General features: G+C 73.9%; 23 protein-coding genes. 12 read left to right on the forward strand and 11 right to left on the reverse strand.

The features are described 5' to 3' along the window. Positions 1-92 precede the first annotated feature (92 nt). The 3 genes from Q8791_RS19045 (at position 93) to Q8791_RS19055 (ending at position 4,039) form a co-directional block, all read left to right on the forward strand. Positions 93-1,751 (forward strand): sensor histidine kinase, encoded by a 1,659-nt coding sequence (locus Q8791_RS19045; protein ID WP_330093097.1) that lies wholly within the window; start codon positions 93-95, stop codon positions 1,749-1,751. A 72-nt stretch (positions 1,752-1,823) separates the two neighbouring features. After that, positions 1,824-2,486, forward strand: coding sequence for a response regulator transcription factor (locus Q8791_RS19050; RefSeq protein ID WP_330093206.1), 663 nt, complete (start codon positions 1,824-1,826; stop codon positions 2,484-2,486). Positions 2,487-2,752: 266 nt separating this feature from the next. Then, entirely contained in the window at positions 2,753-4,039 is a 1,287-nt protein-coding gene (locus Q8791_RS19055; protein WP_330093098.1) for an alpha/beta hydrolase family protein, read from the forward strand. Positions 4,040-4,235: 196 nt separating this feature from the next. On the opposite strand, the gene Q8791_RS19060 is transcribed toward Q8791_RS19055, so the two are convergent. Both Q8791_RS19060 and Q8791_RS19065 read right to left on the reverse strand, forming a co-directional pair. Further along, a complete protein-coding gene (locus Q8791_RS19060; protein WP_330093099.1) occupies positions 4,236-5,183 on the reverse strand; it encodes an ABC transporter permease in 948 nt (315 codons plus the stop codon). A gap of 71 nt (positions 5,184-5,254) precedes the next feature. After that, positions 5,255-6,271: an ATP-binding cassette domain-containing protein gene (locus Q8791_RS19065; protein WP_330093100.1), complete on the reverse strand. Its 1,017-nt coding sequence runs from the start codon at positions 6,269-6,271 to the stop codon at positions 5,255-5,257. 120 nt (positions 6,272-6,391) lie between these two features. Here Q8791_RS19065 and Q8791_RS19070 point away from each other — a divergent pair, with 120 nt between their 5' ends. Both Q8791_RS19070 and Q8791_RS19075 read left to right on the forward strand, forming a co-directional pair. Further along, a complete protein-coding gene (locus Q8791_RS19070) occupies positions 6,392-7,039 on the forward strand; it encodes a YdcF family protein (protein WP_330093101.1) in 648 nt (215 codons plus the stop codon). Between the two features lie 126 nt (positions 7,040-7,165). Continuing rightward, complete coding sequence (locus tag Q8791_RS19075) at positions 7,166-7,360, forward strand: DUF1918 domain-containing protein (RefSeq protein ID WP_330093102.1); 195 nt, start codon at positions 7,166-7,168, stop codon at positions 7,358-7,360. A 59-nt stretch (positions 7,361-7,419) separates the two neighbouring features. Here Q8791_RS19075 and Q8791_RS19080 read toward each other — a convergent pair whose 3' ends face one another. The 5 genes from Q8791_RS19080 to Q8791_RS19100 form a co-directional block, all read right to left on the reverse strand. Continuing rightward, positions 7,420-8,358 (reverse strand): NADP-dependent oxidoreductase, encoded by a 939-nt coding sequence (locus Q8791_RS19080; protein WP_330093207.1) that lies wholly within the window; start codon positions 8,356-8,358, stop codon positions 7,420-7,422. Between the two features lie 280 nt (positions 8,359-8,638). Further along, complete coding sequence (locus Q8791_RS19085; RefSeq protein ID WP_330093103.1) at positions 8,639-9,130, reverse strand: FBP domain-containing protein; 492 nt, start codon at positions 9,128-9,130, stop codon at positions 8,639-8,641. A gap of 91 nt (positions 9,131-9,221) precedes the next feature. After that, entirely contained in the window at positions 9,222-10,277 is a 1,056-nt protein-coding gene (locus Q8791_RS19090) for a DUF2293 domain-containing protein (RefSeq protein WP_330093104.1), read from the reverse strand. A gap of 124 nt (positions 10,278-10,401) precedes the next feature. Beyond that, positions 10,402-10,968 (reverse strand): hypothetical protein, encoded by a 567-nt coding sequence (locus Q8791_RS19095; RefSeq protein ID WP_330093105.1) that lies wholly within the window; start codon positions 10,966-10,968, stop codon positions 10,402-10,404. 141 nt (positions 10,969-11,109) lie between these two features. Further along, the gene (locus Q8791_RS19100) at positions 11,110-11,313 is read right to left on the reverse strand and encodes a hypothetical protein (protein ID WP_330093106.1); all 204 of its coding nucleotides are present in this window, start codon (positions 11,311-11,313) and stop codon (positions 11,110-11,112) included. Positions 11,314-11,637: 324 nt separating this feature from the next. On the opposite strand from Q8791_RS19100, the gene Q8791_RS19105 reads away from it, so the two are divergent. Together Q8791_RS19105 and Q8791_RS19110 are read left to right on the forward strand one after the other, a co-directional pair. Further along, positions 11,638-13,464 (forward strand): acyl-CoA dehydrogenase, encoded by a 1,827-nt coding sequence (locus Q8791_RS19105; protein ID WP_330093107.1) that lies wholly within the window; start codon positions 11,638-11,640, stop codon positions 13,462-13,464. A 114-nt stretch (positions 13,465-13,578) separates the two neighbouring features. After that, positions 13,579-14,445 (forward strand): LLM class F420-dependent oxidoreductase, encoded by an 867-nt coding sequence (locus Q8791_RS19110; RefSeq protein WP_330093108.1) that lies wholly within the window; start codon positions 13,579-13,581, stop codon positions 14,443-14,445. 49 nt (positions 14,446-14,494) lie between these two features. Here the strand turns inward: Q8791_RS19110 and Q8791_RS19115 are convergent, their stop codons facing one another. Further along, entirely contained in the window at positions 14,495-15,577 is a 1,083-nt protein-coding gene (locus Q8791_RS19115) for an ArsO family NAD(P)H-dependent flavin-containing monooxygenase (protein WP_330093109.1), read from the reverse strand. A gap of 238 nt (positions 15,578-15,815) precedes the next feature. Between Q8791_RS19115 and Q8791_RS19120 the strand changes: the two genes are divergently transcribed. Next, the gene (locus Q8791_RS19120) at positions 15,816-16,469 is read left to right on the forward strand and encodes an HNH endonuclease family protein (RefSeq protein WP_330093110.1); all 654 of its coding nucleotides are present in this window, start codon (positions 15,816-15,818) and stop codon (positions 16,467-16,469) included. A gap of 36 nt (positions 16,470-16,505) precedes the next feature. Here the strand turns inward: Q8791_RS19120 and Q8791_RS19125 are convergent, their stop codons facing one another. The 3 genes from Q8791_RS19125 to Q8791_RS19135 are packed head-to-tail and all read right to left on the reverse strand — an operon-like array spanning position 16,506 to position 19,683. Further along, complete coding sequence (locus tag Q8791_RS19125) at positions 16,506-18,026, reverse strand: tripartite tricarboxylate transporter permease (RefSeq protein ID WP_330093111.1); 1,521 nt, start codon at positions 18,024-18,026, stop codon at positions 16,506-16,508. Between the two features lie 8 nt (positions 18,027-18,034). Beyond that, the gene (locus tag Q8791_RS19130; protein ID WP_330093112.1) at positions 18,035-18,673 is read right to left on the reverse strand and encodes a tripartite tricarboxylate transporter TctB family protein; all 639 of its coding nucleotides are present in this window, start codon (positions 18,671-18,673) and stop codon (positions 18,035-18,037) included. Further along, positions 18,670-19,683: a Bug family tripartite tricarboxylate transporter substrate binding protein gene (locus tag Q8791_RS19135; protein ID WP_330093113.1), complete on the reverse strand. Its 1,014-nt coding sequence runs from the start codon at positions 19,681-19,683 to the stop codon at positions 18,670-18,672. The genes Q8791_RS19130 and Q8791_RS19135 overlap by 4 nt, the downstream gene beginning before the upstream one ends. Positions 19,684-19,824: 141 nt before the next feature. Here Q8791_RS19135 and Q8791_RS19140 point away from each other — a divergent pair, with 141 nt between their 5' ends. The 4 genes from Q8791_RS19140 to Q8791_RS19155 all read left to right on the forward strand — a co-directional run bounded on the left by Q8791_RS19140 (position 19,825) and on the right by Q8791_RS19155 (position 24,767). Then, positions 19,825-20,718, forward strand: a complete 894-nt coding sequence (locus Q8791_RS19140; RefSeq protein ID WP_330093114.1) for a LysR family transcriptional regulator — start codon at positions 19,825-19,827, stop codon at positions 20,716-20,718. A gap of 137 nt (positions 20,719-20,855) precedes the next feature. Beyond that, positions 20,856-21,761, forward strand: coding sequence for a 5-dehydro-4-deoxyglucarate dehydratase (kdgD, locus tag Q8791_RS19145; RefSeq protein WP_330093208.1), 906 nt, complete (start codon positions 20,856-20,858; stop codon positions 21,759-21,761). A gap of 73 nt (positions 21,762-21,834) precedes the next feature. Beyond that, positions 21,835-23,439, forward strand: a complete 1,605-nt coding sequence (locus Q8791_RS19150) for an aldehyde dehydrogenase (NADP(+)) (protein WP_330093115.1) — start codon at positions 21,835-21,837, stop codon at positions 23,437-23,439. Continuing rightward, positions 23,436-24,767: an enolase C-terminal domain-like protein gene (locus tag Q8791_RS19155; RefSeq protein WP_330093116.1), complete on the forward strand. Its 1,332-nt coding sequence runs from the start codon at positions 23,436-23,438 to the stop codon at positions 24,765-24,767. The genes Q8791_RS19150 and Q8791_RS19155 overlap by 4 nt, the downstream gene beginning before the upstream one ends. Positions 24,768-24,889: the final 122 nt, after the last annotated feature.

Here is a 24,889-nt window from a genome sequence, read left to right on the forward strand (position 1 = left end):
ACACTCACCGGCCGGCCCCGACCGTCCGGTCTCCGGGTCCCGGAGGTCGGACGGCCGGGGCCCGGGCGGCCCCGTCCGGCTAGCCTGTGCGCATGCGGCAAGGCACACGCGAGACCGCGCTCCGGTGGGTGCGCCCGGCCGCCGGGGCCGCCCTGTGGACGCTCCTCGGGGTGTCCACCGTCGTGGAGCTGTTCGGTTCCCGTGACCGGCCCCCTCTGTTCGAGGCGTCGGTACTGGTCCTGGCCCTGGCCTCGGCCGCGCTCCTGTCCCGTTCGCACCCGCTGACCGCCCTGGGCGTCATGCTCTCCGCGTCGGTCCTCCAGATGGCGGCGTCCGCGTCCCTGCTGGTGGAGACCTTCGTCATCACGCCGTGGCTGGCGCTGCTGCCGCTCGGGTTCCTGGCCGGCCTGCGCTCCGCGCGGGTGCGCCCGGTGACGGTCATGGCGGCGGTGGCGTGCGCGTTCACCCTGGCCGTGTCCGTGACGCTGGGCCTCGTGTCGGGCCACGACACACGGACCTTCCTGTCCGGTTTCGTGGACTGGCTGGGCGGAGCGCTGGCCATCGCCCTGACGACGCTCACGCCGCTGCTGCTGGGCCGCTACCGGCTGCTGCACGGCCGTCTGTCGCAGGACGGCTGGGCGATCGCCGAACGGATGGAGAGGGCCCGCGCCGCCGACGCCGACCGCGCCCGCCTGCGGGAGCGCGCCCGGATCGCCACGCGGATGCACGACTCCCTCGGGCACGACCTCGCACTGATCGCGGTGCGCGCCGCGGCCCTGGAGATGTCCGCGCCCGACGGCTCGGACCGGCGGAGCGCGGCCGGGGAACTGCGCACGGCCGCGCACGAGGCCAACCTCCGCCTGCGGGAGGTCATCGGCGTGCTGCGCGAGGGCGACGGCGGTGGGACCGCGGAACCGGTGGCCGCCCTGGTGCGGCGCGCCGCCGACGCGGGCATGTCGGTCCGGCTCCTGCGGGAGGGCCCCGACCCGGACCCGGCGACCCCGGGCGGTGCGGCCGTGCACAGGGTCGTCCAGGAGTCGCTCACCAACGCGGCCAAGTACGCGCCGGGCGCCGAGGTGACCGTCCGGATCGTCCGGGAGGGGGATCTGACCCGGGTGTCCGTCCTCGACACGGGAGCGCCGGACGGCCGGTCCGCGCTCCCCGCCGGACGGGGGGCGGACGGTTCCGGCCTGCCCGGGCTGCGCTCCCTCGTGGAGGGGCTCGGCGGGGGCCTCGACACCGGGCCGGCCCCGGAGGGCGCGCCCGGCCGGGGGTTCTCCGTCCGGGCGAGCGTCCCGGACGCCCCTCCCGACCGGGGTTCCGAGGCGGGCGGTTCCGAGGCATCCCCGGCCGGCCCCGCGTCCGGGACGTCGGAGACGAGGCGCGCCCACACCGAGGTCCGGGAGCGCGCCCGCCGGAGGCTGGTGGACGCCGTGGCCGTCCCCGCCTCATTGGGGGCCGGGGTGGTCCTGGCGGGGGGCGCCCTGCTGTGGTGGATCGGGACGAGCAGCGTCCTGCCTCCGGAGCGGTACGAGCGGATTTCCGTCGGCGACGACCGGTCCCTGGTCGAACGGGAGCTGCCCCGCTTCGCGTATCCCCCGCGGTCGGTCGGCGACCGGCCCCCCGACCCGGCCGGCTCCGAGTGCTCCTACTATTTGGTGCGCTACGAGAACGGGCTGCCGCCGGTCTACCGGCTGTGCTTCGCGGACGGCGTCCTGGTCGCCAAGGACGAGGTCCGGCGCTCCGAGTGAGGGAGCCGCCGCCAGTAGGGTGTCCGGGTGAACGCGACAGGCGGTGACCGCGACGCGGGCGGGACGGGACCGGTGCTGAGGATCGTCCTCGCCGACGACGAGGCGATGATGCGCGCGGGCATCCGCGCGATCCTGTCCTCGGTGCCCGGCATCGAGGTGGTGGGCGAGGCCGCCGACGGTGCGGCAGCCGTGGCGCTGGTCGCGGAGCACCGTCCCGACATCGCCCTGCTCGACGTGCAGATGCCCGGTACGGACGGGCTCGCGGCGGCGGAGGCGATCGCCGCGGAGCACCCCGGGACGGCGGTCGTCATCCTCACCACCTTCTCCGAGGACGCCTACATCAGCCGCGCCCTGGCGGGGGGCGCCGACGGGTTCGTCCTCAAGAGCGGCGACCCGCAGCAGCTGGTGGCGGGGTTGCGAGCGGTCGCGGACGGCGGGGCGTACCTGTCGCCGGAGGTGGCCCGGAGGGTGCTCGACGAACTCGACGCCTCCGGTCCCCGCCTGTCCCGGGCGTCGGCCGCACGGGAGCGGGTCGGGCGTCTCACCGCGCGCGAGCGCGAGGTGCTGGCGCTGGTCGGCGAGGGCTGCTCGAACGACGAGGTCGCCCGCCGCCTCGCCATCGCTCCGGGCACGGTGAAGGTGCACGTGGGGGCGATCCTCGCGGGTCTCGGCGTCCGCAACCGGGTCCAGGCCGCCGTCCTCGCCCACGAGGCCGGGCTGGTCCGGGGGCGCTGACACCCTCCCGCCCGTCCCGCGGGCGGCCTCGCCCTCCGCGGGGCCGTGTCCCCGGGACGCCGCGCCTGCCCCGCGGCCACCCGGCGGGCACGGCCGGTGGGGGTGCGACCGGTGCGGGCACGGCCGGTGCGGGTACGGCCGTGGCGGGACCGCCGGACCGGACGGTGAGGGCCCGCCGGACCGCGCCCTCCTACCCCTTTGTGCCTACCCCGACGCTGCCGTCCAGGCGATGTGCGCACGCGTCCGGACGGGCGACGATGCCGCACATGACCAGAAACACCTCCGCAGGGACGAAGCGGGCGCTCGCCTACGGGTCCGCCGCGCTCGTCCTCGCCGCGGCGTTCTCCGCCCCCGCCTCCATCACCGCCGCCACCGACCCGGGAAGCGTGCTCCTCGCCCCTCCCGAGCCCACCGGCCCGCACACGGTCGGCCGTACCGACCTGCACCTCCTCGACCCGGGCCGGGGGCACCCGTGGGTGGAGGCCTCCGACGACCGGGACCTGGCGGTGAGCGTCTGGTATCCGGCCGTGGACGCCGGGGAGGAGCGGGCCCCCTACATGACCGGGTCGCCCAGCGGACCGCTGCGGAGCCAACTGGAGCAGCTCGGACTCCACCGCGACACCGTGGACTTCGAGAACTCCCGGGCCAACGCCCTGCTGGACGCGGACGCCGCGGCCGACGCGGGCCCGTTCCCCGTCGTGCTCTTCTCCCCCGGGTTCAGGACGACCCGGTTCCTCAACACCTCGAACGCCGAGGAGCTCGCCTCCCGCGGCTACGTGGTGGTGTCCGTGGACCACACCTACGAGACGCCCGCCGTCGACCTCCCGGACGGGCGCGTCATCCGCACGCGCGTCCCCGACGCGGAGACCGCGACCTACCGGGAGGCCATCGCGGTCCGGACGGAGGACACCCGTTTCGTCCTCGACCGGGTGGCCGAGCTCGCCGGGGGAGGCAACCCCGACGTGGACGGCCGCGCCCTGCCCGCCGGCCTGGGCGCGGCCCTCGACACGGACGCCGTGGGCATGTTCGGCCACTCCGCCGGGGGGCTCACCACGGCCGAGGCGATGCTGGTGGACGACCGGATCGACGCGGGCATCGACCTGGACGGCTCCCTCTCGTTCCACACGGGCGACGGGGTGTGGGCCGACTCCACCCTGGAGGGAGCGGACCGGCCGTTCGCGATCCTCGGCGCCGGCCTGGCGGGGATCCGGCGGCTGCCGCACAACAGCGAGCACAACGAGGCGTTCCGGCGGTTCGTCCGGGCGTCGTCCGCCCCCGTCCTGGAGCTGTACACGGCCGACGCCGAGCACATGGGCTACACGGACCACCAGTGGATCCTCCCCGCGGTCGCCGAGGTCCACCGCCCGGACTCGAACGCGTGGCACGAGGCGACCGGGGACGGAATCGGCTCGATCGACCCCGAGGAGTCGGTGCGGACGCAGCGGGCCTACATCACGGCGTTCTTCGACGCCCACCTGCGCGGCGAGGACGTCCCACTGCTCGACGGGCCCTCCGCCGACTTCCCGGCGGTGGAGTTCGTGGAACAGCCCTGAGCCGCCCCCGCCCCGGGCCCGCGCGGCCCGGGGCAGGAGCGGGCCCGGGGCAGGAGCGAGGCGGGAGCGAGCCCCCGCCCTTCCCCGTGATCTTGTACTTATAGCGAGGTTGGGCGCCCGAAATCGGCTACAAGTACAAGATCACCGGGGTCAGGGGCCCTCATGTCACACCGGCAACGGTTACGGCCAGGGGGAACTAGACGTCGCGGACGCGCAGCTCGGTGTGCGCCACGACCTGCGCGGCGACGGCCCAGCCCACCACCGCCAGGAGGTTCACCGGCCCGTCGTGGGGCGCCGTGTAGAACCCCACGTCACCGCCCGCGTAGAACTCGATCCCGGCCAGGCCCGGCATCAGCGCCGCGGCGTCACCGATCACCTGCACCTCCGACAGCTGCATGACCATCGGCAGCCCCAACAGCAACAGGAACCCCAGGGTGAACGTGCCCGGCATACTCCGCAGCGCCGTGCCCACCCCCACGAACAGCACCGCGAACAGCGCCATGCACAGGCCCGCGCTCAGTGCCCTCACCGCAGCCTCCGGAACGTCGACACCCGCGTACGGGGCCACGAACCCGGCCAGCACCGCCACCCCCACCACGGTGGACAGCACGCCCACCGCGAAGGCCAGCCCGGCGGACACCACCGTGCGGGCCGCCAGCACCACCCCCCGGTTCGGCCGCCACAGCAGGGTGCTCGTGACACTGCGGTTGCCGAACTCGCCGGTCGACGCGAGCGCCGCCAGGACCAGCACCGCGAACTGCACCAGGTAGTAGTGGCCCTGCGAGGTGAGCCGCATGAACGCGGCGGGGTCCGCCTCGTCCGGGTTCTCCAGGATCCTGGACAGCTCGGTGTACCCCATCATGGCCGCGAACACGGCCATGCCCGCCATCGCCACCGCGACCACCCACCACGTGGACCGCAGCGACGACTGGCGGATCCACTCTGCGCCGGTCTCCCTGAGCAGGTCGGCCCCGGCCCGGGGCGCTCCCGCCTCCCGGGGGGTCCGCGGGGATCCTGAGGCCCCGGTCGCCGAGGCGCCCCCAGCGACACCCGTCCGGGCGGCGCGCCCCGGGCGTGCCGTGCCGCTTCCGCGCCCCTCGGGCCCCGTCCTCCGTGCCCGTCCGCCCGTGTGCGTTCCGCTCATCCCGTCCCACCCGCGCATCCCACCGGTCCCCGTCCCTGTCCCGTCCCTGTCCCGCGGCCGTCCCGTCGGCATCAGTCCGCCGTCCCCTCCGCGGCGGCGGACGCCCCCGCGTCGGCGTCCGCCGCCGTGCGCTCCCCTGCGCGTCCGGCGCGGGAGCCGTACTCGACGGCGTCACCGGTGAGCTCCAGGTACGCCTCCTCCAGGGAGGCCTCCAGGACCCGCAGGCCGTGGACGCGCGCACCCACCGAGTGCGCGTGGTCGCCGACCTCCTCCGCACCGAGGCCGAACACGCGAAGGCCTGTGCCCCCGCCCCGATGGCCCCCGGCCCCGTCGTCCTGCGAAGCGTCCTCGACCCGCACCCGCGGGTCCGCCCGCTCCAACCGCTCCCGCAGCCGCCCGGGGTCCGGGGTGTGCACCAGGACGTGCTTGCGCGACCACGCCGCGATCACGTCGCCGAGCGGCGCGTCCGTGATCAGCCGCCCGCGGCCCACGACCACCAGGTGGTCGGCGACCATCTCCATCTCGCTCATCAGGTGGCTGGAGACGAACACCGTGCGTCCCTCGTCCGCGAGCCCGCGCACCAGGTCGCGCATCCAGCGCACGCCGTCCAGGTCGAGCCCGTTCACCGGTTCGTCGAACAGGAGCACGCCCGGGTCCCCCAGCAGGGCGTCGGCGACGCCCAGCCGCTGCCGCATGCCGAGCGAGAACCCGCCGACCCGCTTGCGGCCGGCCTCCGCGAGCCCGGCCTCGGCCAGGACCTCGTCCACGCGGCGCCGGGGAATGCCCGCGCCCACCGCCTTCGCGGTCAGGTGCGCGCGGGCGGTGCGCCCGGGGTGCGCCGCGTCCGGTGACAGCAGGGCGCCGACCTCGCGCGCGGGACGCGCCAGCCGTTCGTACGCCCGGCCGTTGACCAGGGCCTCCCCCGACGTGGGCCGGGCCAGGCCCAGGAGCAGCCGCATCGTGGTGGACTTCCCGGCGCCGTTGGGCCCAAGGAATCCGGTCACCCGTCCGGGTTCGGCCGTGAACGTCAGCCCGTCCACCGCGTTCCCGCCTCCGTAGCGCTTGGTCAGGTCTCGTACCGTGAGCACCGCGTCCCCTCTCTTCTCTCCGGATCGCCGGTGCACCACGCTAGGAAGCAGGGCCCCGCGCCACATCTGTGGTTCGTCGGGGCCCGTCTACGCACTTGTACCTAGCCCCCGGAGGCGCCCATGCACGAGACCGACCGCCGCAACGCCGAACTGCTGTGGGAGCACCACCTGATGGGACACGAGCTGCGCGCCGCCGACATCGCCGTTGCCCTGGGCAGCACCAACCTCGGGGTGGCCTCGCACGCGGCGGAGCTGTACCACCGGGACCTGTTCCCCGTGCTCGTCCTCAGCGGTGGCAACAGCCCCTCGACCCTCGCCCGGTTCCCGCGCGGGGAGGCCGTCCACTACCGCGAGCACGTGCTCTCCCTGGGCGTCCCCGAGGCCGCCGTCCTGATGGAGCCGCACTCCACCAACACCGGGGAGAACTTCGCGTTCACGCGTGACCTCGTCGCCCGGAGCGGACTGGCACCGAAGACCGTGCTGGTGGTCTGCAAGCCCTACATGGAGCGGCGGGCGTACGCGACCGTCCGCAGGCTGTGGCCCTCGGTCGAGCCCGTCTGCTCCTCCGCGCCGCTCTCCCTGGAGGAGTACGTCGCGGACATCGGCGACGAGAAGCTGGTGGTGGACATGGTCGTGGGCGACACGCAGCGGGTGATCGAGTACCCGGCGCGCGGTTTCTCGATCCCCCAGCCGGTGCCGGACGACGTGCGCGCGGCCTTCGAGGCGCTCGTGCGCGCGGGGTACGACGGCCGTCTCATCGAGCGCTGAACCATCCGCGCCCCGCGGGCGCGGGGGGTGTCGGGAGGGCGCTCCGAACCGGCCCGTTTCACCGGGCCGGACTCCCGGGTAGGCACCGTTCGAGGCCGGTCCGACCCGGCCGGAACGGGGGAGGACATGCGGGCTTCCATCGGCGACCTCGTGCACACGCACGGTGTCGCCAGCGGCGAGGGACAGCACACCGGGGAGATCGTCGAGGTGCGCGGGGCCGAGGACGGCCCCCCGTACCTGGTGCGGTTCCCGGACGGCGAGGAGCGGTTGATCTACCCCGGGCCGCACACCGTCGTGGAGCCCCGGCAACCCATGGACTGACGGCGGTCCGGGTGCGGCGGCGGGCGGGGCGCCCGCCGCCGCGGGCCCCTCCGGGGAGCTCAGTCCACGGTGAGCACGAGCTTTCCGGTCGCCCTGCCGCTCTCGCCCACCTCGTGCGCCCGCGCCGCCTCCTCCAGGGGGAACACCCCCGCGATCGCCGCCCGCAGCTTCCCCCCGGCCGCCAGGGCCGCGATCTCGCGCATCCCCTGGTGGTCGGCCTCCACCCCGATGCCCTCCAGCCGGATGCCGCGCGCCGCCGCCTCCCGGCGGGCGTCCGGCGCGTTGAACACCGGCCACAGAGTGACCAGCACACCGCCCGAGCGCAGTGTCGGGACGGAGCGGGTCACCTGCTCGTCGCTGCCGATGGCGTCCAGGACGACGTCCACGTCCCGCACCGAGTCGGCGAGGTCGGTGGTCCAGTGGTCGATGGCCTCGTCGGCCCCCAGGCTGTGCAGGAACTCGTGCTTGTGCCCGCTGGCGGTGCCGATGACGTGGGCTCCGCGGGCCTTCGCGATCTGCACGGCCAGGTGCCCCACTCCCCCGGCGGCGGCGTGCACCAGCACGCGCTGTCCCTCGGACACCCCGGCGGTGTCCACCAGGGCCTGCCAGGCGGTGAGCCCGGCGAGCGGAAGCGCGCCCGCCTGCACGTGGTCGATCCCCTCCGGCTTGCGGGTGAAGGCCCGCGCCGGTCCCACCACGTACTCGGCGTGGGTCCCGGCGCCGTACGGGTAGGGGACCATCCCGAACACCTCGTCACCGGGCTTGAACAGGGTCACCCCCGCTCCGACCCCCTCGACCACACCCGAGGCGTCCCAGCCGAGGACGAACGGGGGCTCGCCCAGGAACAGCCCGGTTCTGCGGTGCTTCCAGTCGGTCGGGTTGACCCCGGCGGCGTGCACCCGGACGAGGATCTGGTTCATCGCCGCCTCGGGGCGTTCCAGTTCGACCTCCCGCAGCACCTCCGGGCCGCCGAGGGTGTCCTGGCTGATCGCGCGCATGCTCCTCATGGGCCCAGGGTGCCACCCGTGCGGGCCGGTGCGCGGTTGCGGAGGGCCGCGTCGGCAGGTCGGCGCCGGTCCGGCGGGGACCCTGGAGGGGTCTGGGCGGTTTTCCGCCCGTCCGCCTCCACGGGCACGTGCCACGGCAGGTCGGCCGGGCACAGCGGTGCGGACCCCCGCCGCGTGCACGGACGGTGCCCGCCGCGCGGGCGCACCGCCCCCGGTCACGCCCTCGGCCAGCCCCCCGGGGACTCCGTCACACCCTCACTCGGTCACGCGGTCACGCGGTCACGCGGTCCAGGAAACCCGCGAGGTTGGTCACGGCCCGCTCGATCTGCTCGTCCACGGTGAGGGACTCCTCGAACCGTCCGCCGGTCTCCGGCTCCTTCCTCCCGCGCACGTACAGCGAGCACGCGAAGTCCGTACACATGTGCAGGCCCACCGTGTTGCCCTCCCTCCCCGCCTTCCCCGCCCGCGGCGCGGCCATCAGGGTCACCCCCTGGCCGGGGTGCGTGGTCAGGCACACCGAGCACATGCTGCGGCGCAGGCCCGTCCGCACGCTCGGCAACCGGAACGCCAGCCCCACGAGGCCCTCGTTCCGCTCGGTGACCAGGTAGGCGCGCTCGTGCGCGGTGTGGTCCCGCCAACCGAGGAAGTCCAGGTCCTCCCACGGGCGCGTGGCGAGGTCGCGCGGCAGGGCCAGCCTCGTCGCCTCCCCCTTGGAGCAGTTGACGAACGACGCACGGATCTCCTTCTCACTCACAGCTCTCATGGTGAAGACGCTAGACCTGCGCGGGCGGCTCCGGCAACGGGATAAGGCGGGCGCCCCGCCCGGAGCGGGGCGGAGGTCCTCGGCGGGCGGGTCAGGACCACTCCGCCAGCACCTGGTCGATGCGGTCCGCGATGCGGGACCTGGCCTCCTCCCGGGGCACCCCCGCCATCAGCATCTCGTCGTAGTCGGTGTCCTCGTGCCGGATCGACGCGACGACCGCGCGTCGCACGGCTCCGGGGTCCAGGGCACGGCCCGCCGCCGAACGCCCCACCCTTCCGCTGCCGCGTGTTCCCGCGTGCTCCGCGATCCGCTGGGCGCGCCCGTCCGGGCACCCCGGGAACCGGAGGGTGATCTCCTCGGCGAAGCGCCCCTGGAACACCACGTCCTGGGCCGCCCGGCGCACCGCGTCCCGTTCCCGGCGGCGCTCCCTGACGTCCTCGTCGGCGAGGCACTGGGCCTCGGCCGCCTCCAGGGCGGGTTCCTCCACGAGGAGGCCCGTCCTCCGGTACTTGCGGCGGGAGGGAACCCAGCGCATGACGACCGCCGAGAGCCCGCTCTCCTTCTTGGCCCTGCGGGTGAGCGCCGCGTCGCCCGCGGGCAGGAGGACGAGATGGTCCATGTCGGTGCAGGTCAGGCAGTGCGGCGCGTCGTCCTCCATGCACAGCAGGTCCGTTCCGGGTTCTGCGCAGGAGGCGCACTCCCACGGTCCCGTCGACTCCAGTACGACGAGGTCGGGGGCCTTGGTGCGCCGCTTCTCCTCGCGCCTGCGCTGCGCCCCGGTCGCGGTGGGCGACACCCAGTGGGCGCGGAAGGCCCTCTCCCACCGGGGGTCCCCGTCAGGGGTGAACCGCAGGTCCCGCCGTTCGCGGGACGCGGCGAGGTACTCGCCCTCCTCGCACGTCATGTCCCGCCGCTCGGCCCACGCGCGCAGGAGTTCGACGGCGTCGCGCTGCCGCTCGGCGGGCGCCTGGACGAGTGCGCCGAGGGAGTCGGCGCGCCCCTGCCGCCAGGTGTCGAGGGCCTTGTCCGTGACCCATCCGAGGGAGGTGAACGCGTCCAGCACGGACACCGCCCCGCGCCGTGCGACGGCGCCCGTCGCGGCGTCCGCCACCCTGCGCCCCAGCTTCGTCCCCAGATCCGGTTCCATGCCCGTGTTCCCCGACCGTTCCGCTCATCCGACGTCTCGGCGCACCAGCCTAGTGTCGCCTCCGTCGACGGCCGCCCGGGCGTCACGGCCCTCCGTTGCCGGGAACCCGTACCCGTGTTCCAGGTCAGTCCCCGGTACGCCTGGCGAGTGCTCGCAACACGGTCTTACGGGCCTTGTGCTCGCGTTCGTGCTCCGCGGCACGGCGGGCCTGGTCCGACGACAGCTTCCGTGCGGACCTGGCGGCCTCGGCGGCGGGCATCTGGTCCAGCTCGACGGACTTGCGGGCCGCTCTGGCCGCCGGCGGGTTCGACGAGTGGCCGAGGCCGCGCCGGTCGTCCCGGCGCTTGCTGCGCCGTGCGTCCTCCCGCTCCCGCGGGCTGAGCTGCTCCCAGGCGCGGCGCGGCAGGTAGCGGTCCGTCCCCCCGGCATCGCGGGCACGCGTGTCGCCGGAGGCCGTCTGCCACTCCTGTTCGGTCCAGCGCCGAAGGTCGCGCTGTTCATGGCTCAACCGGTCGGGATGCCGGTATCCGCCCCCCTGGCTTTCGTACTCCCGGGTGAGCAGCTGGCTCTTGCGCGCCGACCACTTCCCGGCCGCCCCGCCCCGGTCCGATGCCTTGATCCGCTCCTTGAGCTGTTCCCGCAGCTCCGGGTCGGTGTACTCCTGGCTGTAGTCCTGTGCCTTCTTGCCCATGTCCGGGGGACTACCCCGTCCACCGGCCCCGGTACCGCTCGGCGCCGGACTCCTGCGGCGGCCCCTGTCCCGCGACGTTCGTGGCGACAGGCCGGGCCCGGCGCCCGCCTCCGCGGCCGGGCGGCGCGTCCGGTCCGCCGGTCAGTCCCGCCGGAGGAGCCGGGCGATGTGGAGCACGGCGCCGGAGGCCAGCGCCGCGAGGGCCAGCGAGGCGGCGAAGGAGGCGCCCCAGAGGACGACGCCCTCCAGCTCGACCCACTCCGCGAGGGCGCGGCGCGTCGTCTCCCGGGAGAGGACGAACACGAGCACGAAGACCGCGAAGGAAACGACGGAGGAGATCCTCACCAGGGCTGCTCCCCACTCTCGGGTGCCGGTGCCGGCACGGCCCACACCCTACCCAAGGCCCGCCGGGTGCCGGAACGGGGCGATTCCGACGCTGACGCCGATCATCGACGCGACACTGCGCGTGGTCGCGCCCGACGGGTCGCGATCACCACCGCGCGATCGGCGCAGGCCGGGACCACCGGCCCCGGCCCGCACTCCGGAACCCGCCCCACACCGCACTCCGCACGCCCCGAACCCCCCACTTCCCCTCCAGTGCCACAGGTCACACGTGCCACATCTGCAATCTCCTCATTGCTCTATGAGTATGCATGGATACTCATAGTCATGAACCATGATGGTCTCCCCGCCCCCTCGATCCCGGCGGACGATCCCTCCTCCACCTCCCACGAGCCCGACAAGGAGCTGCGCGCGCGACTGACCGACGCCCTCTACGGCTCGGGCCCGGAGTTCGACCGGGTCCACGCCCCGTGGCGGGCCCTGATGTCCACCCCCGCGTTCGGCCCCGTACAGGGACTCGGCCCGCAGGAGCGCACCGAGCTCTCCTACGAGCGGCTCCGGCTGGTCGACGCCTCCTTCGAGTCGGCGCGCGACCTGGCCTCCTGCCCGGAGCGCCTGGCGGCCCTCCACGAGTGGACGTCCTCCGTGGACGGCGGGCTGACCACCGTCGCGGGGATCCACTACAACCTCTTCCTCGGGAGCCTGCTCGACCACGACCACGACGCCCTGGCCGACTTCGAGGGCATGCCCCGGATCGGCACGTTCCTCTGCACCGAGCTCGACCACGGCAACGACGCGGCCGCACTCCGCACCACCGCCACCCGGGTTCCGGGGACCGGCGGGTTCGTCCTGAGCACCCCCGGTCCCGGGGCCCGCAAGTTCATGCCCAACACCGGCTCTCCGGGAGGACCCAAGTCCGCGGTGGTGGCCGCGCGACTGGTCGCCGACGGGGAGGACCACGGGGTCTTCCTGTTCCTCGTCCCGCTGACCGGTGCCGCGGGCCCCCTGCCCGGCATCACCGTCGAGCCCCTGGACGACAAGTCGGGCAGCCCCGTCGACCACTGCCTGACCTCGTTCGACGGGGTCCCCCTGCCCGCGGGCTCCCTGCTCTCCGGCGACCACGGGCGCTTCGAGGGCGACGCCTTCGAGAGCGACACGCGCAACCGGCGACAGAGGTTCCTCCGCGCCATCGACCGGGTCACCGTCGGCAAGCTGTGCATGAGCGCCGCGGCGGGCGGCGCCGCCAGGGCCGCGGTCGCGATCGCCGTCGCCCACGGCCTCGCCCGTGAGATCACCGCCCCGCACGGCGGAGCGCGGGTCCCGGTGTTCGCGATGCGCAGCCACCACGGCCCGATCGTGGGCGCGATCGCCACCGCCTACGCCATGACCCTGCTCCACCGGGCGACGTGCCGGGCCCACCGGGAGGGCGCGGAGCACGCCGAACGCCTCGCCGCGATCACCAAGGGGTGGACCACCTGGCGTGCCCGGGAGGTGACGACGGAGTGCCGGGAGCGCGCCGGGGCACGCGGCCTCTTCCCCGCGAACCGCCTCGCCGACCTGCGCGCCGACATCGAGGGGCTCGTGACCGCCGAGGGCGACAACGTCGCCGTCTGGGTCAAGGCGGGCGCGCAGATGCTGCTCGACCACCCGCTGACGCCTCCCCCGGCCGCACCCGCCGGGCGCGACCTGGCCGACCCCGCGTTCCTCGTCGAGCTGCTGACCGCCGTGGAGCACCTCCACCTCTCACGGGCCCGGCACCGGTTGCGGCAGGCCCCCTCCGGCAACCCGCTGGGCCGCTGGAACCGGGCGACCTCCCACGCGCTGGGGGCCGTCGACGCGCACGCGCAGCGGCGTGCCGCCCAGGAGTTCCTGGGCGGCCCGGACGGGGAGGCCGCCCCGCCCGAGCTCACGGACCTGTTCCGGCTCTTCGCCCTGGAGCGGCTGTCCCCCCACACCGGCGACCTCCTCGCCGAGGGATACATGTCGGCCGGACAGGTCACCGCTCTGCCCGACCTCGTGGAGGACCTGATCACGGCCCTCGCACCGCGCGCGCAGGACCTGGTCGCGGCGTTCCACGTCCCCGACCAGGTCCTGGCCTCCGTCCCGATCGCGGACGGCCGCCCCCACGACGGGCTCGCACGGCGCCCGGGGTGACGGACGGCCGGGACGACACACGTCCCGGCCGTGTCACACCCTGGTACGGCCGGGGCCGCGGGAGCACACTGGGCACGGGTCCGGACGCCGCCGGGCCCGCGTCGAGGAGGACACATGGAACTCGGTCTGCACATCGCCGACTTCACCTGGGAGGGCGGCACGCCCGCCATCGCCGGGAAGCTCGCCGCCACCGCCCGCCACGCCGAGGCGTCGGGGATCGCACGCATCACCGTGATGGACCACCTCTGGCAGATGGGCGACGCCACCGGCGCCCGCGAGAACGCCATGCTGGAGGCGTACACCACCCTCGGGTTCCTGGCCGCGCACACCGAGCGGGTGCTGCTGCACACCCTGGTCACGGCCGTCGTGTACCGCGAGCCCGGAGTCCTGGCCAAGCAGGTCAGCACGCTGGACGCACTGTCCGGAGGCAGGGCCGGACTGGGGATCGGGGCCGCCTGGTACGAGGACGAGGCGCGCGGGCTCGGCATCCCCTTCCCCCCGACCGCGGAACGGTTCACACGCCTGGAGGAGACGCTCCAGATCTGCCTCCAGATGTGGGACGACGGTGACGGCGCCTACCAGAGTGAGCACTACCAGCTGGACCGCACCCTGAACTCGCCGCAGAACCTCTCCGTCCCGCACCCGTACCTGATGGTCGGCGGTACGGGCGAGCGGAAGACCCTGCGGATGGTCGCCCAGTACGCGGACGCCTGCAACGTCTTCGGCGGCCCCCAGGCGCGGCACAAGCTCGACGTCCTCAGGGGGCACTGCGACGCGGTGGGCCGCGACTACGACGCCGTCGAGAAGACCACCACGTTCTCCTTCACACCCGACGCGACGCGGGGCGACCTGGTCGGGCAGCTGCTGGACCTGCGGGGGGTCGGCTTCACGGTGGCGTACGCGTTCGGCCAGGGGTTCTCGGAGCCCCGCCGCGCGGTGGACCTGCTCGCCTCGGCGCTGCCCGAGGTCGCCGACGCGTAGGTCGCGTCCCGGCCTCCTTCCGGGCCGCGGCGGGCCGCGCCGTCGGGCGCTACCGCCCTCCGGCCGCCAGGTCGGCCGTGATCCCGGCGACGGCGGCCTTGGCCGTGCGTCCGGCGCCGATGAGGGTGGCCGAGGCGGCTCCGGTCCAGTCGCCGTAGCCCAGCAGGGTCAGGCGCGGCTCGTCCACGGACCGGGTCCCCTCCAGGGCGATCCGCCCCTCCCCGGCCGACGGCACCAGCGGGGCCAGGTGGTCGAGCACGGGGCGGAAGCCGGTGCACCACAGGATCGCGTCGCAGTCCAGGGTCGTGCCGTCGGCCCAGGCCACGCCCGTGCGGGTGATGCGGTCGAACATCGGCTCCGCCTCGAGCGCGCCGCGTTCGCGGGCCTCGCGGACGCGCGGCACCGCGACGATGTCGACGATGTCGCCGAGGTCGCCGACGCCCTCGGCCTCCCGGCCGTCACGGAGGGCCCGGTGTCGGCGGGTGGCGATGGCGAACAGGGCCCGGCCGTCCACGTCGTCGGGCAGGAACCGGGGCGGGCGCGAGGTGACCCACGTGGTCGAGGCCGCCTCGGACAGTTCGGCGAGGATCTGGGCGGCCGAGTTGCCGCCGCCGACGACCACCACCCGCAGCCCGGCGAAGTCGGCGGGGCCCCGGTAGTCCGCGGTGTGCGCCTGCGTGCCGCCGAAGGCCTCCCGGCCCGGGACGTCGGGGGTGTACGGGGCCCTCCAGGTCCCGGTCGCGCTGATGACGTGCCTGGCGTGCCAGGTCCGCGGGCCGGCGCGGACCGCCAGCCCGCCGGGGGCGCGCTCCACCCCCGTGACGGTCACCGGGCGGCGCACCGGCAGGCCGTAGCGGTCCTCGTACTCGGACAGGTACCGGGCCACGTGCCGGGCCGACGGGTACTCCCGCCCCTCCTCCTCCGGCATCCACCAGCCGGGCAGCATGCTGTGCGCGGCCGGGGAGAACAGCCGCAGCGACCCCCAGTACTCGTTCCAGGACCCTCCCGGCCGGGTGTCGGCGTCCAGGATCACGAAGTCGGCCTTCGCGCGCCTCAGGAAGTACCCGGCCGCGAGCCCTGCCTGTCCCCCGCCGACCACGACCACGTCGAACCTGTGCTCCCGCGCGCCCATCCCGCTCCCTCCGGCTCCGTGTCACACGCGCCCGTGTGCGCCCCCTCCACGGCCTCGAATATCGGACTCACCACGGTCGCACCACGAGCATGACCGATACGCCGCGCACAACGCACCCCTTGCCCCGTCTTCCACGGGTCTGCACCCCGCCGTCGGACCCCCTGCCGGAGGGCGGCGTTTCCGTGGACACCGTACGGCGCAGACCCTTCACACACAGCAACCGACGTGAAGGAAGCCCTTGCGCCCGTCAGCTCTCACCGCAACAGTCGGCGCTCTCAGCCTCGCCGTCCTCGTCATCGCGCCGGCCACCGCCCACGCGACAGCCCCCGTTCCCCTCGCCGACGCCGTCGCGGCCCTGCCGGTCGCCGCCGAGAGCAGGGAGGGCTACGACCGGTCGCTGTTCCCCCACTGGATCGACGAGGACGGGGACGGCTGCAACACACGCATGGAGGTCCTGATCGCCGAGGCCACCGTCGCCCCCGAGGCCGATGAGCGGTGCCGCCTCACCGGGGGCGAATGGCTGAGCTACTACGACGACCGCGTCCACACCGAGGCGCGCGGGCTCGACATCGACCACATGGTGCCCCTCGCGGAGGCCTGGGACTCCGGCGCCTCGGAGTGGACCACCGCCCGGCGCCGCGACTACGCCAACGACCTCGGCGAGGAGGTCGCCCTGGTCGCGGTCACCGCGAGGGAGAACCGTGCCAAGGCCGACAAGGACCCCGCCCAGTGGCTGCCCCCGTCGGAGGCCGCCCTGTGCAGGTACGTCACCGAGTGGACCACGGTGAAGACGCGCTGGTCCCTCACCGTCGACCAGGCCGAGGCGGACACCCTCACGGCCGCCGCGGCCGAGTGCCCCGACTCGGTGGTCGACACCGAGCCCGCGGCCTGACCCCGGGCCGTCCGGGCGCCCGCGGGGGCCGACGGGTCAGGCGTCGGTCTTCTCGCGTTCCGCCCGGGCGGCTCCGCGCCGTCCCCTGAACAGCTTCTGCACGAGCGGCAGGAGGATGACGACGGCCAGCAGCAGGAACAGCGTGCCGGAGATCGGCCGCGTGAGGAACCCGGTCGGGTCCCCCTCGAAGACGAGGAGCGACCGGCGCAGGGAGGTCTCCAGCAGCGACCCGAGGACGAACGCGAGCACCAGCGGACCGGGCTCGAAGCCGAACTTCTTCATCAGGTAGCCGATGAGGCCGAACACCACCACGAGGGCGATGTCGAAGACGCTGTTGCGGACCGTGTAGACGCCCACCAGCGTGATCAGCACGGTGATCGGGGCGAGGATCGTCCCGCGGACCCGCAGGATCCGCACGAACAGCCCGACCAGCGGGATGCTCATGATCAGCAGCAGGATGTTCCCGATGTACATCGAGTTCACCACGCCCCAGAACAGGTCGGGCTCCTCGGTGACCAGCTGCGGACCGGGGGTCACCCCCTGGATCATGAGCGCGCCGAAGATCATCGCCATCGTCGCGTTGGCGGGGATCCCGAGCGTGAGCAGCGGGATGAAGGACGAGGTCGCGGCCGCGTTGTTCGCCGTCTCCGGCGCGGCGACGCCCTCGACCGCGCCCTGGCCGAAGCGCTCGGGCGTCTTGGACCGGCGCTTCTCCAGCGCGTACGCCGCGAGGGAGGACAGCGTGGCGCCGCCGCCGGGGAGGATGCCGAGGAAGAAGCCGAGCACGGAGCCGCGGCCGATCGCCCCGGAGGACTGGCGGAGGTCGGCGCGGGAGGGCCACACGTTGGCGACCTTGGCCGGGGCCGTCGCGCCCTTCCTCCGCTCCTCCAGGTTGTAGAGGATCTCGCCGAGCCCGAAGATGCCCATCGCGATCGGGACGAAGTCGAGTCCGTCGGCCAGAGACAGGGAATCGAAGGTGAACCGCTCGGCGCCGGTGAACATGTCACGGCCGACCGTGGCCAGCAGGAGTCCGAGGCACGCGGCGATGATCGCCTTCGTGCGCCCGCCGTTGCTGACCGTGGCGACCAGCAGGATTCCGAGCAGGGCGAGCGCCGTGTACTCCGGGGGGCCGAAGTCCAGGGCGAACCCCGCGACCACCGGTGCGAGGAGCGACAGGGCCACGATCGACACCGTGCCGCCCACGAACGACCCGATCGCCGCGATCCCGAGCGCGGTGCCGGCCTTGCCCTTGCGGGCCAGCGCGTGGCCGTCGAAGACGGTCACCACCGAGGAGGCCTCGCCGGGGAGCCGGAGCAGCACCGAGGTGATGGTGCCGCCGTACTGGGCTCCGTAGAAGATGCCCGCGAGCATGATGATCGCGGTCACCGGCTCGACCCCGAAGGTGAGCGGCAGCAGGATCGCGATGGTGGCCGCCGGGCCGAGTCCGGGGAGCACGCCGACCAGCATTCCGACCACGACGCCGAGGAGGCAGTAGAGGAGGTTGGTCGGTTCGAGGACGACGCCGAACCCGTCGACCACGGGGGTCAGGAAATCCATCGTCGCTCCTAGAAGAGATGGGGGATCGGCACTGCCAGGACAGCGACGAAGAGCAGGTAGAAGGCGACCACGATGCCGAGGCTGGTCAGGGTGGACAGCAGCCACGACTCGCGGCCGATGAACCGCAGCCACACGAAGGCCAGCAGCGCGGCCGGGATCTCGAAGCCGATCACCCCGATCAGGGAGGCGAAGGCCGCCATGGTGGCAAGGCCGCCCAGGACCAGCCAGCTGGACGACGAGAACGTCTCGGCGTCGCCGGTCCGCTTCGCCTGGAACAGCAGGGCGGCGCCGAGGCAGGTGATCGCCGCGCTGACCAGGAAGGGCCACATCCCCGCGGAGGGCGCCGAGGCGCCGCCCAGACCGAGCGACCAGGAGCCGACCAGTCCGGCGGCGCCGAGGGCGACGATCACGAGGGCGACCACGAGGTTGGTCACCGGTCCCGCGGGGGGCGGGGCGGGCTCCTCGGCCGTGTCGGGTTCGCCGGGACCGGGGCCGGTCGGCTCACCGGTCACCGCCTCGTCGTCGCCCGGCCCGCCGGGGGTTCCGGTGCCCTCGGGGCGCCCGGTCCCCTCCGGCCGTCCCGGCACGGCGGCGGTCTCCTCCCGGGTCTCCTCGCTCTCCTGGCGCCTGCGCCAGGAGGTGATCACTGCGACCCGCCGAGGTCGATGCCGTACTCCTCCGTCATGGACCGGTACGACTCCAGGGACGCCGTCCACTCCTCGATCACCTGGTCGCCGGCGATCTCGTGCGGGGTGAGGAGGTTGTCCTCGTTGAACGACTGGTACTGCTCGGTGGCGAACGCGGTCTCGCACGCCTCGCGCAGGCGTTCCAGGACGTCGTCGGGGGTGCCCTCGGGGGCGACGACCGCGCGGTACTGGGCGACCTCGACCTCGTATCCCTCCTCGACGGCGGTGGGGGTGTCCTCCAGGAACTCGTTGCGCTCCGCGGAGAAGGTGAGGAGGGCGTTCAGCTCGCCCGCCTCGATCTGCCCGATCGCCTCACCGAGCTGGATCGCGGCGACGTCCACCTGGTCGCCGAGGACGGCGGTGAGCGTCGGAGCCCCGCTGTTGAAGGGGACGGCGGTCCCGGAGACCCCGGCCTGGTTGAAGAGCAGCTCCTGGGCGAGCTGGCTGCCCGTGCCGACTCCGGTGGTGCCGAACTTCAGGTTGCCCTCGGCGTCCTCCAGGTCCGCCAGCGTCTCCAGGCCGGAGGCGGGGGACGAGACCAGTACGTAGTCGTCGCGGGAGATCCCGGTGACCACCTCGAAGCCGTTGATGTCGACGGCCTCGTCCTCGGACACCGCGAGGGGGGTGATCGCGGTCAGCGAGGCGTTGATGACCAGGAGGTTCTGGCCGTCCGGCTCCTGGCCGGCGACCTCGTTCGCGGCCAGGGCGCCGTTGGCGCCGGGGGTGTTGACCACGGGGGTGGCGACGCCGAGGTCGTCGGTGAGGCCCTCCGCCAGGGCACGGGCGATCAGGTCGGTGCTGCCGCCCGGGTCCTGGCCGACGGCGATCGTGATCGGCCCGCTGGGGAACTCGCCCCCGGCTCCGCCTCCGGACAGGTTCCCCCCGCACGCGGCGACCGACAGGGACAGAGCCGCCGTGAGCCCGAGCACAGCCCCTGGACGTGCGATTTTCTTCCCTGGCGCCTGGGTCATGCGAACTCCTTCGATCTGGCGGTCGTCCGCCACTCCGTGCACTGTGAGTGCCGTCACGTTCGTGAGTGACTGGCAGCCTAGGAGGATTTATCCATGCATGTCCAAGGCAAATACGGCATAAGATGATACCTTTCGGGCATCATGTTCTCCTTCGACCAGCTGCGCGGCTTCGTCGCCGTCGCCGAGGAACTGCACTTCGGGCGGGCTGCCGAGCGACTCTCGATGACGCAACCCCCTCTGAGCCGCCAGATCCAGAAGCTCGAACGCACGGTCGGCGTGCAACTCCTGGAGCGCGACCGGCGTCGGGTCTCCCTGACCGCGGCGGGCGAGGCGTTCCTCATCGAGGCCCGCCGACTGCTCACCCTGGCGGACAGCGCGCCCGACCTCGCGAGGCGGATCTCCGCCGGGGCGAGCGGCACCCTGCGGATCGGATTCACCGCGGCGTCCTCCTACGGCCCCCTCGGCGGCCTCCTGAACCGGCTGGAGGAGGTCCTGCCGGAGATCAAGATCGAGCTGTTCGAGATGGTCACCCGCGAGCAGGTGTCCGCGCTCCTCAACGAGGAGGTGGACCTGGGGCTGGCCCGGCCGCCCTTCGACACCGAGCTGTTCGGCTCCCGGGTCCAGCACCGGGAGCGGATGCTGGTCGCCGTGCCGGACGCCCACCCCCTGGCGCGGCGCGGAGGCCCCGTGACGGCGGAGGAGCTGGTCGACGTCCCGCTGATCATGCACTCGCCGACCAGGGCCCGCTACTTCTACGACCTCGTGGTCCGCCTGGTCCCCATCTCCCACCAGAACGTGGTGCACACGGTCAGCCAGGTCCTGACGATGGTGTGGCTGGTCGCGGCGGGGCGGGGGGTCGCGTTCGTGCCCCAGTCGGCGACCGGCCTGGGCATCGACGGCGTCACGTACCTGGAGATCGCGGGCCTGTCGGGCGACCCGGTCGAACTCCACCTGCTGTGGTTGCGGGAATCCCGCAACCCCGCCGTGCTGCGGGCCCTGGAAGCCTGGCCCGCACAGGGGGCCGCGTCGCCGTAATACCCTCCCGGTATCAGTTAATGCACAACAACTCTTGGACAGCATCGATCGCTTCTCCGTACGGTAACGGCAACACAGCCCGGGCCCCTGTCAGGGAGACCCCAGACCTGCCGACCTAAGGATGACGTGTGACTCTGATGCACCCCGGTGAGCTGGCGACCCGGCTCAAGTCCGGCCTCCTCTCGTTCCCCGTCACCCACTTCGACCAGGACCTCGCGTTCGACGAGACCCGCTACCGGGAGCACCTCGCCTGGCAGTCGGGGTTCGGCGTGGCCGGCCTGTTCGCGGCCGGCGGCACGGGCGAGGGCTTCTCGCTGACCTCACCGGAGATCGACCGCGTGGTGCGCGCCGCGGTCGACGAGGTCGCCGGTGCGGTGCCCGTGCTCGCACCCGCGACCGGCGGGACTGCGACGGCGTCGGCGCAGGCCAGGGCCGCCCAGGAGGCCGGGGCCGACGGGGTCCTGCTGCTTCCCCCCTACCTCACCGAGGCCGGGCAGGCGGGGCTGGTCGAGCACGTCAGCGCGGTCTGCGCGGCCACCGACCTGGGCGTCATCGTCTACAGCCGCGCGAACGCGGTGTTCACCGACGAGAGCGTCGCGGTCCTCGCCGAGCGGAACCCGAACCTCATCGGCCTCAAGGACGGCGTCGGGAACGTCGAGCTGATGACCCGGATCTACGCCCGTGTCGGCGACCGGCTCATCTACGTCGGGGGGCTGCCCACCGCCGAGACCTTCGCACTGCCGCTGCTCCAGCTCGGGGTGAGCACCTACTCCTCGGCGCTGTACAACTTCCTCCCCGAGTTCGCGCTCGGGTTCTTCGAGTCGGTCCGGGCCCAGGACCGCACCGCGGTCTACCAGAAGCTCAACGACTTCGTGATCCCCTACCTCGACATCCGCGACCGGACGCGCGGTTACGCCGTGTCCATCGTCAAGGCCGGGCTGAACGCGGTCGGCCGCGACGGCGGCCGGGTCCGCCCGCCCCTGAGCGACCTCAGCCCCGCCGAGACCGACGAGCTGGCCGCCCTCATCGCCAAGGTCTCCTGAGCCCGGACCCAGCCCAGAGCCAGCCGCACCCACACCAGGAGGTACCGCAGTGCCCGTCGAAGGAAGATCACTCGTGGCCGGGGAACCGGTCGAGGGAACCACCGGTTCCCTCCTCGCCACCGACCCCGCCACCGGTGAGGAGGTCGGTCCGGCCTTCGGCCTGGTCGACGCCGCCCAGATCGAGGCCGCGACGCGGGCGGCGGAGGCCGCCTTCGACGCCTTCCGGTCCCAGAGCCCGGCGGAACGGGGCGCCTTCCTCCGCCGGATCGCGGACAACATCGACGAGATCGGCGCGGAACTGACCGCGCGCGCCGTGCGCGAGACCGGCCTTCCCGAGGCGCGGCTGGAGGGCGAGCGCGGCCGGACCGTCGGCCAGCTGCGGATGTTCGCCGACGTGGTGGAGCAGGGCGACGCCCTCCAGGCCAGGATCGACCCCGCCCTTCCCGACCGGCTGCCCGCCCCCCGCCCCGACCTGCGTCAGGCACAGGTCCCGCTGGGCCCCGTGGTGGTCTTCGGCGCCAGCAACTTCCCCCTCGCCTTCTCCACCGCGGGCGGTGACACCGCCTCGGCGCTCGCGGCGGGCTGCCCGGTCGTGGTGAAGGCCCACAACGCCCACCCCGGCACCGCGGAGCTGGTCGGCCAGGCCGTCGCCAGGGCGGTCGCGGACAGCGGCCTCCCCGGAGGCGTGTTCTCCCTGCTGTTCGGCGGCGGCAACGAGATCGGGCAGACCCTCGCCGCCGACCCGCGTGTCAAGGCCGTGGCGTTCACGGGCTCCCGCGCCGGGGGCCTCGCGCTCATGCGCACCGCCGCAGCGCGTCCGGAGCCCGTCCCGGTGTTCGCGGAGATGTCCTCCTCCAACCCGGTGGTCATCCTGCCGGGCGCGCTCACCGGCGACGCCGCCGAGGACCTGGCACGGGCGTACGTGGGCTCGCTGACCCTCGGCGCGGGCCAGTTCTGCACCAACCCGGGACTCGTCCTCGTCCCCGCCACACCCGACGGCGACCGCTTCTTCGCCGCCGCCGAGCGGCTGGTCTCCGAGGCCACCGGGCAGACCATGCTCACCGGCCCCATCGCCTCCGCCCGCACGGCGGGCGCGGACTCCCTCGCGGCCGAGCCCGACGTCGACACGGTCGCCACCGGGTCCGCAGGCCCGGGGCCGAACGCGCTCGCTCCGATGCTGCTCGCCACCGGTCTGAAGTCGTTCACCACCCGCCCCCGCCTCCAGCAGGAGGTCTTCGGCGCGGTCGGCCTGCTGGTCCGCTACCCCGCGGACGGGCAGTCGGCCGAGGCCCTGGCGGACGCGCTCGCCGAGGCGCTGGAGGCGCTGGAGGGGCAGCTCACCGCCACCCTGCACGCCGGCCCCGGGTCCGAGGACGACGCCGTCGTCGTGCGGCGGCTGCTCCCCGTCCTGGAGCGCAAGGTCGGCCGGATCCTCTTCGGCGGCTGGCCCACCGGGGTCGAGGTGACCCACGCGATGGTGCACGGCGGCCCCTTCCCGGCCACGTCGGACCCGCGCGGCACCTCCGTCGGGAGCCTCGCCGTCCACCGGTTCCTGCGGCCGGTCGCCTACCAGTCCGTGCCCGACGCGTTCCTCCCGCCCGCCCTCCAGGAGGCCAACCCGTGGGGACTGAACCGCCGCGTGGACGGCACCGTGGCACCCGCGGAGGACCGAGCATGAGCTCCCGGACACCGACCGTCGTGAGCGTCGAGGTGGTGCCCGTGGCCGGGCACGACAGCATGCTGCTCAACCTCAGCGGCGCCCACGGGCCCTTCTTCACCCGCAACATCGCGATCCTGACCGACAGCGAGGGCCGGACCGGCGTCGGCGAGGTGCCGGGCGGCGAACCGATCCGGCGCACCATCGCCGACGCCGCCGACCTGGTGGTAGGCCGTTCGGTGGCGCAGTACAACCAGGTGCTCCGCGAGGTCGCCGAGGCCTTCGCCGGACGGGACGCGGGGGGACGCGGCGAGCAGACCTTCGACCTGCGCACCACCGTCCACGCCGTCACGGCCGTCGAGTCCGCCCTCCTGGACCTGCTCGGCCAGCACCTGGGGGTGCCCGTCTGCGACCTCCTGGGGGAGGGCCGCCAACGGGACCGCGTCCCCATGCTCGGCTACCTCTTCTACGTCGGCGACCGGTCCCGGACACCGCTTCCCTACCTGGCGGAGGCCGACCCCGCGGACGACTGGGAACGCCTCCGGCGCGAACCCGCCCTCACCCCCGACGCGGTGGTCGCCCTGGCCGAGGCGGCACGCGAGCGGTACGGCTTCCGCGACTTCAAGCTCAAGGGCGGGGTCCTCTCCGGGGAGGAGGAGGTGGACACGGTGCGGGCCCTCGCCGACCGCTTCCCCGACGCCCGGATCACCCTGGACCCCAACGGGGGCTGGCTGCTGGAGGACGCCGTCCGGCTCTGCTCGGGGCTGGACGGGGTGCTCGCCTACGCCGAGGACCCGTGCGGGGCCGAGGGGGTGTACTCGGGCCGGGAGGTCATGGCGGAGTTCCGCCGGGCCACGGGTCTGCCGACGGCGACCAACATGGTCGCCACGGACTGGCGGCAGCTCGCCCACAGCGTGCGCTCGCACGCGGTGGACATCCCGCTCGCGGACCCGCACTTCTGGACCATGCGCGGGTCGGTGCGCGTGGCCCAGCTGTGCGACGACTTCGGACTCACCTGGGGTTCGCACTCCAACAACCACTTCGACATCTCCCTGGCGATGTTCACCCAGGTGGGCGCCGCCGCACCGGGGTCGATCACCGCCCTGGACACGCACTGGATCTGGCAGGACGGACAGGCGCTGACCCGTGACCCGCTCCGGATCGCGGACGGCGCCATCGAGGTCCCCACCGCCCCGGGCCTCGGCGTGGAGCTCGACCGGGACGCCCTCGCCGCCGCGCACGAGCTCTACCTCGAACACGGGCTCGGGGCGCGGGACGACGCCGCGGCGATGCGTTACCTCGTCCCGGGGTGGACCTTCGATCCCAAGAGGCCGGCGATGGTCCGGTGAACGCCGCGCTCCCCCGGGGCCTTCCGCGCCCCCTGTCGCCGTCCCGCGCGACCCCGGCCCGCTACGGTCGGGGCGTGTCCGCGCCCCGGCTCCCCGCCGCGGCAGCCCGCCCGCACACCCAC

Source organism: Nocardiopsis codii (assembly GCF_036327455.1).
GTDB lineage: Bacteria > Actinomycetota > Actinomycetes > Streptosporangiales > Streptosporangiaceae > Nocardiopsis > Nocardiopsis codii.